This is a genomic window from Paracoccus aminovorans (assembly GCF_001546115.1).
GTDB classification, from domain to species: Bacteria; Pseudomonadota; Alphaproteobacteria; order Rhodobacterales; family Rhodobacteraceae; genus Paracoccus; species Paracoccus aminovorans_B.
Genome location: NZ_KQ955208.1, coordinates 1,923,153 through 1,935,704 on the forward strand (window position 1 = coordinate 1,923,153; position 12,552 = coordinate 1,935,704).

The window sequence follows — 12,552 nt, forward strand, 5'->3', positions numbered from 1 at the left end:
GAAGCTCAGGGCCGCTCGGTAAGGGCGGCCTTGATGCTGGCGGCGATCATTGCCGGCACCTCGGGGGCGAGGCCGATGGCGGGCAGGGTGATGCCGCGGAAGCCGGCCTCGGCCAGTGCCTGGGGCAGGTCGTCGGTGACGTGCCCGGCGCTGGTGGCGAAGAGCGGCAGGCAGAGCGCGCGCGCGGGCAGGGCGCGGGCGGCCTCGGCGAGACGGGGCGGTTCCTCGATGAAGCCGCAGGTGACGGTCAGGGGCGCGAGGTCCGCGGCCATCTTGCGCGCCGCCTCGGCCGGGGCGCGCGAGCGGCCGGAGCCGTGGGCGGCGAGCAGGACGTGGGTTTCGTCCAGGGCCCAGCCTTGCGCTGCGCTGGCTTGTGAGAGCAGGCGGCGGGCGAGCGCGGGCAGGCCGGCATCGGCGCCGAAGGGCGGCAGGATGCGGGCCTTGGGGGCGCCGGCCAAGGCCAGGCGGCGCGGCAGTTCGCTGCGCGTGAACCAGCCCGCCGCCATGAACAGCGGATAGACCAGCATGGCGTCATCGGCACCGTCCAGCGCGCCGGGCATGGCGAGCGTCGCGCCCCGGATGGTCACCCCGGGCAGCGGGATGCGGGCGGCCAGCGCCTCGATGGCGGCTTGCTGCGGGCCGGGGGCGCCGGGCTGGCCGTGGGCGACGATGAGCGCCCTAGGCACGGAAGGCCGCGGCGAAGGGTTCGGGGATGGCGAATTCGGTCAGCGCGATGCTGCGCGCCTGCGGCGACATCTTGCGCGCGGTCTTTTCGACGATGCGCTGCAATTCCTCGGCGTCGCGGGTTTCGGCGAAGGGGCCGAGATACCAGCGGATGAAGGTGAAGCAGGCCACGTCCTCGAGCGCCTGCACCTCGGGGTCGCGTTTGATGCCCTGTTTCGTCAGCATCTTCTCGGCATGGGCGATGGATTCGGGATCATAGCCCGCCGCCTGCATGATCCCGGCCACGCGGGCGGCGTGGCGCCGGCCCTGTTCGGTGCGCCAGGCCAGGTAGCCGGGCCGGTCCATCGGATAGGCGTCGCGCGGCAGGAGCCAGCGTTCGACATGCTGCCCGCGGCAGGCGATCTGCAGCGGCTCGGAGGCGTCGGGGTAGAGCGCCCGCTGCTCGGCTGTCATGCGCTGGCCATAGAGGAGTTCGCGGGGCTCGCCGTCCTGAAGATGCGGGTCGGCGGCATTGGCCTGGTCGATGGCGTCGAAAGCGGTCTGAAGGCGGGTCATGGGCGGGATCCTTTTTGCGCCATCATGCCGCAGGCGGGGGCCGGGTCAATGCGGATTGCGGGGGCCTGGCGCCGGGGCTAGGTTCAAGGCATGGAATGGTTGGAATTCGCCCTGGCGCTGGCCGCTTTTCTGGGCTCGCATGTCATCCCGGCGCGGCTGCGCGGGCCCTTGGTCGCGCGCTTCGGCAAGCGGGCCTATGTCATCGGCTACAGCCTGCTGTCGCTGGGGCTGCTTTACTGGCTGATCGTGGCGGCGGGGCGGGCGCCCTTCGTCGAGATCTGGCCGCAGTGGCCCTGGACGCGCTGGCTGGTGAACATCGCCATGCCCGTCGCGGTGCTGGCGGCGCTGGTCGGCGGCATGGGCGGGCTGATGCTGGCTTTTACGCTGTGGGGCGGGGCGCATCTGCTGGCCAATGGCGACCTGGCGCATGTGATCCTGTTCGGGCTCCTGCTGGGTTATGCCCTGCTGGGGCTGGTGATGATGCGGCGGCTGCTGGTCTGGCGGCTGGCTTGGTGGCGGCTGGCGCTGGTGCCGCTGATCTGGATCGCGCTCTATCACCTGCATCCGCTGGTGATCGGCGTCAGCCCGGCACCCTGAACCCCTCGGGGATGCGGTCCCGCGCGTCGAGGATCAGGTCCGCGAGCATCGCCGCGCAGGCCGGCGCCATGGCGATGCCGATCTTGAAGCCGCCATTGGCGACGTAATGCCCCGGCCGGCCGGGCCATGGCCCCAAGAGCGGCGCCCGGGACAGCGCGCGCGGCCGGATGCCGGCCCAGCGGTCCACCACCGGCGCATCGGCCAGCGCCGGGCACAGCGCCCGGGCCTTGTCGATCAGCGCCTGAAGCTGCGCATCGGTGCCAAGCTCGGTCACGTCGCGTTCCGAGGTCGAGCCGACCGCCACCGTCCCGTCGGCATGCGGCACGATATGCAGCCCCTCGGCAAAGACCTGCGGCGCCTCGGGAGCGGCGAATGCGAGCAGCGCCGACTGGCCCTTGACGCCGCCGCCGCCGAAGGGCGCCAGCCCGGTCCAGCCGGTGGCCCAGATCGCCGGGCCTTTTGTGCTGGCGCCTTCCTCGATGATGCCGCCGCGCGCGCGGATCGCGGCGGCCAGCGCCGTCCCGGCCCGGCGCGGGCTGATGCGCGCCGTCAGCCGGTCGACCAGCCACAGCCCGGTCCCGGACGGCGGCACCAGCGGGCCCTGCGGCGCGTCGGTGATCTGCATCGTCGCCCAGGCGGGCCAATGGCGGCGGGCGGCGGCGATGCGCTCGGCCATGCGCGCCTCGGTCCCCGGCAGGACGGGCTGGTTGCGGCCGGTGCGGGCATAGCCGGGATCCACGCCGCCGGTTCGGGCCACCTCGGCCCACCAGGCCTCGGCGCCGGTCAGCGCGTCCAGTTGCACCTGCTTCTTGTCGTTCCAGTTTTCCGGCGCGTGCGGGGCCAGCGCGCCCACCGTGCCGCCCGAGGCGCCGGCGCCGATGCGCGCGATCTCGACCACGCGCACCGGCCGGCCGCGCCGCGCCAGCTCCCATGCGCAGGCGAGGCCATAGATCCCCGCGCCCGCCACCGTGATTTCGCTTGCCATCCCGCCGCCCCTTGCCGCATCTGCCGGAAAACAGGAGTTAGCGCGAATGAGCGATCCCGACCAGAGCGCGGCGCTGGCATGGCGCGAGGGCGGCATCCCGGTCTCGACCCGGTTCGACGACCCGTATTTCAGCCTGAACGGCGGGCTCGAGGAAACCCGGCATGTCTTCCTGGCCGGAAACGACCTGCCGGCGCGGCTGGTGCCCGGCTTTCACATCGCCGAGCTGGGCTTCGGCACCGGGCTGAACCTGCTGGCGCTGGCGCAGGTGGCGACGGTCCCGGTCCGCTTCACCAGTTTCGAGGCCTTTCCGATGGAACTGGACGAACTGGCCCGCGCCCATGCCGCCTTTCCCGAACTGGCGCCGCTGGCCGAGGCGTTGCGCGCCGGCTGGCCCGCCCGGCGTTTCCAGGTCGGCCCCGTCAGTGCCGAGATCATCGTCGGCGATGCGCGCGCCGCGCTGCCCACGTGGCAAGGCCGGGCGGATGCCTGGTTCCTCGACGGCTTTTCGCCGGCGAAGAACCCCGAGCTTTGGGGTGAGCCGCTGATGGCCGAGGTCGCCCGCCATACCGCGCCGGGCGGCACATTCGCGACCTATACCGCCGCCGGCCATGTGCGCCGGGCGCTGGCGGCGGCGGGCTTTGCGGTCAGCCGCGCGCCGGGCTTTGCCGGCAAGCGCCACATGAGCCGGGGCCGGCTCTAGCGGCGCACCTGCGGAATGCGCGAGGGCGGAAACGCCAGCGCCGCATGCGGCGGCCGGCCGTGGGTGCGGCGCCAGAAGGCGGGGCCGCCGCGGCGCAGGAACAGCGGCAGCGCCAGCACGATGCCGGCGAGGAAGCCGGCGGCATGGGCGACATAGGCGACGCCGTCCTCGGCCCCGATGGCGCCCGAGACCAGCTGGATGCCGAACCAGGCCAGAAGCAGCACCCAGGCCGGGATGGTGAAGCGGCGGATGATGACGATGATGATGGCGATGACATCGACCCGGGCGCGCGGGAACATCAGAAGATAGCCCCCCATCACCCCGGCGATGGCGCCCGAGGCCCCGACCATGGGCACGCCGCTGCCGGGGTCGGCGACGATCTGGCCGCCGGCCGCCGCCAGCCCGCAGGTCAGGTAGAAGCCCAAGAAGCCCAAGGGGCCCATCTGGTCCTCGAGATTGTCGCCGAAGACCCACAGGAACAGCATGTTGCCGGCGATATGCATGATGCCGGCATGCAGGAACATATGCGTCACCAGCCCCCACAGCCATGCGCCATGCGTGATCGCGACCGGATACAGCGCCAGCCGGTCCCAGAGCCCGACCTGGCCGCCGGCCCAGGGCATGGTCAGCAGGAACAGCGCAAGGTTCAGGACGATCAGCCCATAGGTGACATGGGGCGTGCGCTCGGAGGGGTTGTGGTCGCGGATCGGGAACATGGCCGCAGCCTGAAGCATCGCATGGGCGCGCGCAAGCGGCCCTGTTCGGATCCCCGAGCCGCGTATAGCATCACCCCCGAATCGCATCCGAGGAGGCGCCGATGACCAGCCTGACCGACCGCAAGAACGCCGCCATCTCGCGCGGCGTCGGCATGACCACGCAGGTCTATGCCGAGCGCGCCGAAAACGCCGAGATCTGGGACAAGGACGGCAATCGCTACATCGATTTCGCCGCCGGCATCGCGGTCGTCAACACCGGCCACCGCCACCCGAAGGTGATCGCGGCGGTCAAGGAGCAACTCGACCGCTTCACCCATACCTGCCACCAGGTCGTGCCCTACGAGAATTACGTCGCCCTGGCCGAGCGGCTGAACGCCGCGGTGCCGGGCAAGGGGCCGAAGAAGACCGCCTTCTACACCACCGGCGCCGAGGCGGTGGAAAACGCCATCAAGATCGCCCGCCACCATACCGGCCGCGCCGGGGTGATCGCCTTTTCCGGCGGCTTCCACGGCCGCACCTTCCTCGGCATGTCGCTGACCGGCAAGGTCCAGCCCTACAAGGCCGGCTTCGGGCCGATGATGAACGACATCTGGCACCTGCCTTTCCCGAACACCACCCATGGCGTGACGGCCGAGGACGCGCTGGCGGCGCTGGACCGGCTGTTCAAATCCGACATCGACCCGGCGCGGGTCGCGGCGATCATCATCGAGCCGGTGCAGGGCGAGGGCGGCTTCTACGAGGCGCCCGCCGGCTTCATCCAGCGCCTGCGCCAGATCTGCGACCAGTATTCGATCCTCCTGATCGCGGACGAGGTGCAGACCGGCTTCGCCCGCACCGGCAAGCTGTTCGCCATGGAGCACCACGGCGTCGCGGCCGACCTCACCACCATGGCCAAGGGTCTGGGCGGGGGCTTGCCGATCAGCGCCGTCACCGGCCGGGCCGAGGTGATGGACAGCCCGCAGCCCGGCGGCCTGGGCGGCACCTATGCCGGCAACCCGCTGGCCGTCGCGGCCGCCCATGCCGTGCTGGACGTGATCGAGGAGGAGCAGCTTTGCGACCGCGCCACCCGGCTCGGCCAGCGGCTGAAGCAGCGCCTGGCCGGCCTTGCCGAGGCGGTGCCCGAGATCGTCGACATTCGCGGCCCCGGCTTCATGAACGCGGTCGAGTTCAACATCGCCGGCAGCGACAAGCCCAACCCCGAGCTGACCAACCGGGTGCGCGAGGAGGCGCTGAAGCGCAACCTGATCCTCTTGACCTGCGGCGTCTACGGCAACGTGATCCGCTTCCTGGCGCCGCTGACCATCCCCGACGCGGTCTTCGACGAGGCGCTGGACATCATCGAGGAGTCGATCCGCGCCGCCCGCGGCTGATCCGGGGTCAACCGGCACCGGCCGCGCCCCCGGTCGCGGCCGGCCGGGTATTTGAAAAACGGAAGAAAGCAGGCCCGGGGCGGCGCCTAGGGGGCGAGAGGCCATGGCTTCTTCGTTCCTCAAATACCCAAACGGCCGCGCGCATGAGAGCAGTCGGCGGGGTATTTCCGAAACAGAGAAAGCTGCAGGACAGTGCCCGGCCGCGCGGATCGCCCGGGCTTTCACCGTTTTTCAAATACTCCCGCGGCCCGGGCGGCGGGGTCAGGCCAGCGCCTTGGAGCCCATGTGCAGGAACTTCTGCCGCCGGTCCTTGACCAGTTCGGCCGGCTTCTTGCCGTCGAGCTCGGCCAGCATGGCGGCGATGGCGTCGCCCACGGCGGCCATGGCGTCCTGGGGGGCGCGCTGGGCGCCGCCCAGCGGCTCGGCGATGATTTGGTCGATCACGCCCAGTTTCTTCAGGTCCTGCGCCGTCAGCTTCAGCGCCGTGGCGGCCTCGCGCATCTTCTCGGCATCCTTCCACAGGATCGAGGCGCAGCCCTCGGGCGAGATCACCGAATAGATCGAATGCTCCAGCATGGCGATGCGGTTCGCGGTGGCGAAGGCCACGGCGCCGCCCGATCCGCCCTCGCCGATGATGACCGAGACCAGCGGCACGCCGATCTGCAGGCATTTCTGGGTCGAGCGGGCGATGGCCTCGGACTGGCCGCGTTCCTCGGCGCCCTTGCCGGGATAGGCGCCGGGCGTGTCGACCAGCGTGATCACCGGCAGGCGGAAGCGGTCGGCCATGTCCATCAGCCGGATCGCCTTGCGATAGCCCTCGGGCCGGGCCATGCCGAAATTGTGGGTGATGCGCGACTTTGTGTCATTGCCCTTTTCATGGCCGATCACCACGCAGGGCGCGTCGCGGAACCGCGCCAGGCCGCCCATGACGGCGTGATCCTCGCCAAAGGCGCGGTCGCCGGCCAGGGGCGTGTATTCGGTGAAGAGTGCCTCGATATAGTCGCGGCAATGCGGGCGTTCGGGGTGGCGGGCGACCTGGGTCTTGCGCCAGGGATCGAGCTGGCGATAGAGGTCGCGCAGCATGTCGCCGGCCTTCTTGTCGAGCGCCGCGGCCTCTTTCTCGAGATCGACGCCTTCGCCCTTGCGGGCCAGCACCCGCAACTCCTCGGCCTTGCCTTCCAGGTCGGCGAGGGGCTTTTCGAACTCGAGATAGGTCATTCGGGGCTCCGCACTGTGATCCGGTCCATCTGCGGGGACTATATGCTTGTCCGGGCCCCGGATTGCAACGTGCGCGTCACCACCGCGACAGCGCGTCCTCGTCCTCGGACCGGGCCTCGACCCAAGCGCCGGCACCGCCGGGGCCGATTTCGCGCTTCCAGAACGGGGCGCGCGACTTCAGCCAGTCCATCAGGTATTCCGCCGCCGCGAAGGCGGCCTGGCGGTGGCGGGCGGCGGTCGCGACCATCATGATCGGCTCGCCCACCGCCAGCCGGCCATGGCGGTGAATCACGCGCCAATCCGACAGGCCGAAACGCTGCGCCGCCTCGGCGCCATAGGCGGCCAGCGCCTTTTCGGTCATGCCGGGATAATGCTCGATCTCCAGCGCGACCAGCCGGCCGCCCTCGTCGCGCACCAGGCCCGAAAAGGTCACGATGGCGCCGGCGCCGGCGCCGAAGCCCGAGAGTTCGGCGCCGAGGTCGAAGGACTCGCTTTGCACCCGGGCGGACATCTCAGCCTCCGGTCATCGGCGGGAAGAAGGCCACCTCGCGCACGCCGGCCAGCGGCGCGTCGAGATCGGCCAGTTCCTGGTCCAGCGCGACGCGCACCGCCGCCAGGTCCGACAGCGCGGCGGCATGCCATTCGTCCAGCGCCACCAGCTCGGCCACCAGGTCGCGCACGGTCGCGGCCCGGGTCTCGATCCGCTCGCGCGGCTGGCCGATGCGTTCGCGCAGCCAGGCGAAATAGAGCACGTCAACGGCCATCGGAATCCCTCAGGAAGGGCCGGGCCTTGTCGAAGTAATCCCAGCCGGTGATCGCGGTCAGCACGGCGGCGATCCAGAACAGCAGGAGCCCGGCCTGCGTCGCCAGGTCCGACCAGCTGTCGGACCAGGGCAGGCTGGTCTCGCCCACCAGGGGCGGGTGGCCGGTCTCGTAATAGTTCAGCCCGGTGCCCAGGAACAGCACGGCGATGGCGACCATCTGCGCCGTGGTCTTCCATTTCGCCAGCCGGGTGACCTTCAGCATCCGCGACTGGTCGCCCAGGAATTCGCGCAGGCCCGAGACGAAGACCTCGCGGAACAGGATCACGGTCGAGGGCAGGATCAGCCAGGGGTTCATCCCGGAATAGCCGGTGATGACCACGACGGCGATGATGACCATGGCCTTGTCGGCGATCGGGTCCATGGCGGCGCCGAAGCGGCTTTCCTGGCCCCAGGCGCGCGCCAGATAGCCGTCGAACCAGTCGGTGACCGCGGCGACCAGGAACAGCGCCAGCGCCGCGAAATCCGCGAAAGGCCGGCTGAGGAAAAAGAACATCAGCGGCACCAGCGGCGCGGCCGCAAGTCGCAGAACGGTCAGGATATTGGGCAAGGTCCAGCGCATGGCCTGCAATCTAGGCGCTTGTGCGGCCGGGGGGAAGGGGCCAGACGCGGCGGGCCGCGCGCGCCTGCTTTCTATCCGGGAATAATTCTTTCCCGAAAAGCACATTTTCTGCCGCGAATCGGTCATTTTCCTGCTAGGCTGCGGCCGTGGCTTGCGGAGGGCCCCATGTATTTTGCCGGACAAAAGAAGGATTCGCTGTTCGCCCGCCTGGGCGGCGAGGAGGGCGTGCGCGCGCTGGTCGAGCTGTTTTACGACATCATCGAGCAGGACGAGGCGGCGCAGCCGCTGCACCAGCTGCACCTGCAAGGCTCGGGCGTCGCGCATTCGCGGGCGGAGCAGTTCAATTACCTGTGCGGCTTTTTCGGCGGGCCGCAGCATTACGTCATGCGCCACGGCCATTCCCGCCTGCGCGAGATCCACGAGCATGTCCCCATCGGCCCCGAGATGCGCGACCTGTGGCTGGCCTGCATGGAAAAGGCCATCGCACAGCGCGGCATCGCCCCGGACCTGGCGGCGCAGCTGATGCGGCATTTCGCCGTCGCGGCCGAGACCTCGCGGAACCGGGACTGAGGCCCGGGGCCGCCCCGATTACAGCGAGACGTCTGCGCAGGGACGCGGCGTCGGTATCCATACCGCAGCCGTCGCGTCGCCGTATGATGTGGCGCGCCCTTCGATGATCTCGACCGCAACAGCCGCGCATATGATGGCATCCAGCTGATCCTCGAAGTATTTCAGCGATGCAAGGCTGGCATCGGTCGGCGGCATCGCCAAGGCATTCCGCGTGCCGGGCAGCAGATTCTCCAAGGTTTTCAGGATGCGGGTCCATTCGATGCGCAGGTTCGCCCGCCGAGCCGAAGGCGGAAGATCGGGCCAGTATTTTCCCGCGCGCTGGATTTTGTAAGGCAGCCTTCTGGGTGCCTGCAGCAGTTCGATCAATGCGGGGTGGGGATAGACCTCGGCCAGCCGTCCGTCGGGGCGGGCCGAATGCCGCAGCTCATAGCCCCTGCTGCCGAGCTCCTGCCGCATCCGGTCGGCGATCGGTCCAGGCCGCAATGCCGAGGGCGAATGCGTGGCGGCAGCCCGTCCGCCATAGGCGCGACTCACCTCGCGGTCCGCTGCGCGGCGCGCGGTGATCGGCAGGTCCGACAGCGGCATGTCCACCGCGATGAGATCGGGATACCGGCCGCAAAGGCTTGCCACCCTGTCCGGCAGATCGGCGGCGCTTGGCATCGGTGCGTCCAGGAAATCGGCGTAGCTGGGCCAGACGGAGTGCAGGGACCACTTCCCCTGGTCTTGCGTGGCCAATGCCAGACCGCTGGGGTTATGGGCCGTCCAGGCGGCGTCGATTCCCAACACCACCGTCATGCACTAGCCCTTCTGGAAGTGATCCACGATCTTCTGTGCCAGCGATTCGCTGATGCCCTCGACCGCGACCAGGTCGGCGAGGCCGGCGCGGCTGACCGCCTTGGCGCTGCCGAAATGCTGGAGCAGGGCGCGCTTGCGGCTGGCGCCGACGCCCGCGATCTCGTCCAGCGGATTCGCCATCACCGCCTTGGCGCGCTTGGCGCGATGCGTGCCGATGGCCCAGCGATGCGCCTCGTCGCGCAGGCGCTGGACGAAATACAGCACCGGATCGTTCATGCGCAGAGCGAAGGGGCGCTGGCCGAAGCGGTGGAATTCCTCCTTGCCGTGGTCGCGGTCGAGGCCCTTGGCGACCCCGACCATCGGGATGTCCTCGACCCCCATGTCCGCCATGATCTGATGCACCGCCGAGACCTGTCCGGCGCCGCCGTCGATCAGCAGCAGATCGGGCCAGGCGTCGGTCTGGCGGTCGGGATCCTCTTTCAGCAGGCGCGAGAAGCGCCGGGTCAGAACCTCTTTCATCATGCCGAAATCGTCGCCGGGGGTGATCTCGGTGCCCTTGATGTTGAACTTGCGATACTGGCTCTTGATCCAGCCCTCGGGGCCGGCGACGACCATGCCGCCGACGGCATTGGTGCCTTGGATATGGCTGTTGTCATAGACCTCGATGCGCTGCGGCACGGCGGGCAGGTCAAAGGCCTCGGCCAGACCCTCGAGCAGCCGCGCCTGGGCCGCGCTTTCCGACATGCGGCGGGCCAGGCTCTCGCGCGCGTTGCGCAGGGCGTTCTCCACCAGCTCGGCCTTTTCGCCGCGCTGCGGCACGCCCAGCACCACCTTGCGGCCGGCCTTTGCGGTCAGGATCTCGGCCATCAGGTCGGGGTCCTCGATGCCATGCGACAGCAGGACCATGCGCGGCGGCACCTTGCCGTCGTAGAATTGCGCGATGAAGGCCTGCATCACCTCGTCGGCGGATTCGACGCCGTTGAGCCGGGGGTAGAAGTCGCGGTTGCCCCAGCTCTGGTTGCCGCGGATGAAGAAGACCTGCACGCAGGCCTGGCCGCCCTCCATATGCAGCGCGATCACGTCGGCCTCGGGCACGCCGCGCGGGTTGATCGCCTGCACCGATTGCACCGCGGTCAGCGCCTTGATGCGGTCGCGCAGCGCGGCGGCGCGTTCGTATTCCATCGCCTCGGCCGCCTCGGCCATCTCGCGCGCCAGGTTGGCCTGCACGGCGGTGGACTTGCCCTGCAGGAAGCGTTCGGCATCCAGCACCAGCGCGGCGTAATCCGCCTGTTCGATGCGGCCGACGCAGGGCGCCGAGCAGCGCTTGATCTGATAGAGCAGGCAGGGCCGGGTGCGGCTGCTGAATGTCGCATCGGTGCAGCTGCGCAGCAGGAACACCCGCTGCAACTGGTTCAGCGTCCGGTTCACCGCCCCGGCGCTGGCGAAGGGGCCGTAATAGTCGCCCTTTTCCGACTTGGCGCCGCGATGCTTCTTGATCTGGGCAAAGGGATGCGCCTTGGCGACCAAGATGTTCGGGAAGGACTTGTCGTCGCGCAGCAGCACGTTGTAGCGCGGCTTCAGCTGCTTGATCAGGTTCTGTTCCAAGAGCAGCGCCTCGGTTTCGGTGCGCGTGGTCAGGAACATCATCGAGCAGGTTTCGCGGATCATCCGGGCGATGCGCCCCGAATGGCCGGCCGGGCGGGCATAGTTCGACACCCGCGCCCGCAGGTTGCGCGCCTTGCCGACGTAAAGCACCGCCCCCTGGCCATCCAGCATGCGATAGACCCCCGGCGAGCCGTCGAGCGTCTTCAGATAGTCCTGGATCAGCGTGTGGCCGGTCTTGGCGGGCCGCTTGTCTGGGGTGGAATCGGTCATGCTGTTAACGAAATGATTCTGGAGCCGCGCTGCAAGTTCCGGCGTGGAAGTTCAAGCAGAATCCTGTCCACGGAATCTGGGGATAACTCTGTGAATCAGCTTGGGAGCAGCGGTCGATCCGCAAGCGTTTGTTGGGGATTCCTCGATCTGCACAAAAAACAGGCATCAAAGCAAAGCCTTGTTTTCGCGAAATATTTTTTCTCCTTTCGCCAATCCCCTGAATCTCTTGCCAGAATCGTGAAGGATAGGTGAATGCCAGGCCAAAGGTGGACAACTTGCCGCAAGGGCAGGGCCCGGCGCTATTCAACCCCAAGGACATCGGGCGTGCGCCAGGCCAGATGCTGGCCGCCGTCGGTGCAGATCAGCTGGCCGGTGACCGAGGGCGAGTCGAGGAAGAATCCCAGCGCGGCGCAGACATCGCCCGGCCTGGCGCCGCGTTCCAGGATGGTGGCGGCGCGCTGGCGGCTGAAATGGCTGTCGGATTGCCGGGTGCCCTGCACGGTCGGGCCGGGGCCGATGGCATTGACGCGGATGTCGGGCGCCAGGGCCTGGGCCGAGGTGCGGGTCAGCCACCACAGGCCCGCCTTGGCCAGCGAATAGGTCATGAATTCCGGCGTCGGCTTCAGCACGCGCTGGTCGATCATGTTGACCACCAGCGCGCGCGCCACCGGCTCGTCGCCGCTGCGGTCGGCCCCGGGAGCTTGGGCCGCGAAAGCCTGGGTCAGCAGGAAGGGCGCCCGCAGGTTCGAGCCCATGTGCCGGTCCCAGCTGTGCCGGCTGGCGCTTTGCAGATTGTCGTATTCGAAGATCGAGGCATTGTTCACCAGCACCGTCAGCGGACCCAAGGCCGCCGTGGCGCGCGGCACCAGTGCCTCGGTGGCCTCGGGGTCCAGCAGATCGGCCTGCAGGATCTCGGCCCGGACGTCAAGCGCGCGGATCTCGGCCGCGGTGGCCTCGGCCTCGGCGACGGATGCGTGGCAATGCACGGCGATGTCGTGGCCGCGCCCGGCCAGATACAGCGCCATGGCCTTGCCCAGCCGGCGGGCGCCCCCGGTGATCAGCGCGGTCATTTCAGCGGAATCCCCAGGATCCTGGCGATGATCC

15 protein-coding genes are annotated in these 12,552 nt (G+C 69.2%); 4 read left to right on the top strand and 11 right to left on the bottom strand.

Features of this window, described 5'->3' with window-relative positions:
* Window positions 1–5: 5 nt before the first annotated feature.
* Together ASV56_RS09870 and ASV56_RS09875 are read right to left on the bottom strand one after the other, a co-directional pair.
* Complete coding sequence (locus ASV56_RS09870; RefSeq protein ID WP_062561815.1) at window positions 6–686, bottom strand: sirohydrochlorin chelatase; 681 nt, start codon at window positions 684–686, stop codon at window positions 6–8.
* Window positions 679–1,239, bottom strand: coding sequence for a DUF4202 domain-containing protein (locus ASV56_RS09875; RefSeq protein ID WP_062561816.1), 561 nt, complete (start codon window positions 1,237–1,239; stop codon window positions 679–681). The genes ASV56_RS09870 and ASV56_RS09875 overlap by 8 nt, the downstream gene beginning before the upstream one ends.
* Window positions 1,240–1,329: 90 nt before the next feature.
* Between ASV56_RS09875 and ASV56_RS09880 the strand changes: the two genes are divergently transcribed.
* On the top strand, window positions 1,330–1,836 hold the full coding sequence (locus tag ASV56_RS09880; RefSeq protein WP_062561817.1) for an NnrU family protein: 507 nt from the start codon (window positions 1,330–1,332) through the stop codon (window positions 1,834–1,836).
* On the opposite strand, the gene ASV56_RS09885 is transcribed toward ASV56_RS09880, so the two are convergent.
* Entirely contained in the window at window positions 1,820–2,821 is a 1,002-nt protein-coding gene (locus ASV56_RS09885) for an NAD(P)/FAD-dependent oxidoreductase (protein WP_062561818.1), read from the bottom strand. The two genes, ASV56_RS09880 and ASV56_RS09885, sit on opposite strands and share 17 nt — an antisense overlap.
* Window positions 2,822–2,867: 46 nt before the next feature.
* Here ASV56_RS09885 and mnmD point away from each other — a divergent pair, with 46 nt between their 5' ends.
* Window positions 2,868–3,521, top strand: a complete 654-nt coding sequence (gene mnmD, locus ASV56_RS09890; protein ID WP_062561819.1) for a tRNA (5-methylaminomethyl-2-thiouridine)(34)-methyltransferase MnmC2 — start codon at window positions 2,868–2,870, stop codon at window positions 3,519–3,521.
* Here mnmD and ASV56_RS09895 read toward each other — a convergent pair.
* On the bottom strand, window positions 3,518–4,237 hold the full coding sequence (locus ASV56_RS09895; RefSeq protein ID WP_062562308.1) for a rhomboid family intramembrane serine protease: 720 nt from the start codon (window positions 4,235–4,237) through the stop codon (window positions 3,518–3,520). The two genes, mnmD and ASV56_RS09895, sit on opposite strands and share 4 nt — an antisense overlap.
* Before the next feature lie 101 nt (window positions 4,238–4,338).
* Here ASV56_RS09895 and ASV56_RS09900 point away from each other — a divergent pair, with 101 nt between their 5' ends.
* Window positions 4,339–5,607, top strand: a complete 1,269-nt coding sequence (locus tag ASV56_RS09900) for a 4-aminobutyrate--2-oxoglutarate transaminase (protein ID WP_062561820.1) — start codon at window positions 4,339–4,341, stop codon at window positions 5,605–5,607.
* 261 nt (window positions 5,608–5,868) lie between these two features.
* Here ASV56_RS09900 and ASV56_RS09905 read toward each other — a convergent pair whose 3' ends face one another.
* The 4 genes from ASV56_RS09905 to pgsA all read right to left on the bottom strand — a co-directional run bounded on the left by ASV56_RS09905 (window position 5,869) and on the right by pgsA (window position 8,208).
* A complete protein-coding gene (locus ASV56_RS09905; protein ID WP_062561821.1) occupies window positions 5,869–6,825 on the bottom strand; it encodes an acetyl-CoA carboxylase carboxyltransferase subunit alpha in 957 nt (318 codons plus the stop codon).
* Between the two features lie 76 nt (window positions 6,826–6,901).
* Window positions 6,902–7,336, bottom strand: a complete 435-nt coding sequence (locus tag ASV56_RS09910; RefSeq protein ID WP_062561822.1) for a molybdenum cofactor biosynthesis protein MoaE — start codon at window positions 7,334–7,336, stop codon at window positions 6,902–6,904.
* A gap of 1 nt (window position 7,337) precedes the next feature.
* A complete protein-coding gene (gene moaD / locus ASV56_RS09915; RefSeq protein ID WP_062561823.1) occupies window positions 7,338–7,589 on the bottom strand; it encodes a molybdopterin converting factor subunit 1 in 252 nt (83 codons plus the stop codon).
* Complete coding sequence (gene pgsA, locus ASV56_RS09920; protein WP_062562309.1) at window positions 7,579–8,208, bottom strand: CDP-diacylglycerol--glycerol-3-phosphate 3-phosphatidyltransferase; 630 nt, start codon at window positions 8,206–8,208, stop codon at window positions 7,579–7,581. The genes moaD and pgsA overlap by 11 nt, the downstream gene beginning before the upstream one ends.
* Before the next feature lie 165 nt (window positions 8,209–8,373).
* Between pgsA and ASV56_RS09925 the strand changes: the two genes are divergently transcribed.
* The gene (locus tag ASV56_RS09925; protein ID WP_062561824.1) at window positions 8,374–8,778 is read left to right on the top strand and encodes a group II truncated hemoglobin; all 405 of its coding nucleotides are present in this window, start codon (window positions 8,374–8,376) and stop codon (window positions 8,776–8,778) included.
* 18 nt (window positions 8,779–8,796) lie between these two features.
* Here the strand turns inward: ASV56_RS09925 and ASV56_RS09930 are convergent, their stop codons facing one another.
* The 3 genes from ASV56_RS09930 to ASV56_RS09940 all read right to left on the bottom strand — a co-directional run bounded on the left by ASV56_RS09930 (window position 8,797) and on the right by ASV56_RS09940 (window position 12,518).
* A complete protein-coding gene (locus ASV56_RS09930; RefSeq protein WP_062561825.1) occupies window positions 8,797–9,573 on the bottom strand; it encodes a DUF429 domain-containing protein in 777 nt (258 codons plus the stop codon).
* Between the two features lie 3 nt (window positions 9,574–9,576).
* The gene (gene uvrC / locus ASV56_RS09935; protein WP_062561826.1) at window positions 9,577–11,448 is read right to left on the bottom strand and encodes an excinuclease ABC subunit UvrC; all 1,872 of its coding nucleotides are present in this window, start codon (window positions 11,446–11,448) and stop codon (window positions 9,577–9,579) included.
* A gap of 299 nt (window positions 11,449–11,747) precedes the next feature.
* Entirely contained in the window at window positions 11,748–12,518 is a 771-nt protein-coding gene (locus ASV56_RS09940) for an SDR family oxidoreductase (protein WP_062561827.1), read from the bottom strand.
* Window positions 12,519–12,552: the final 34 nt, after the last annotated feature.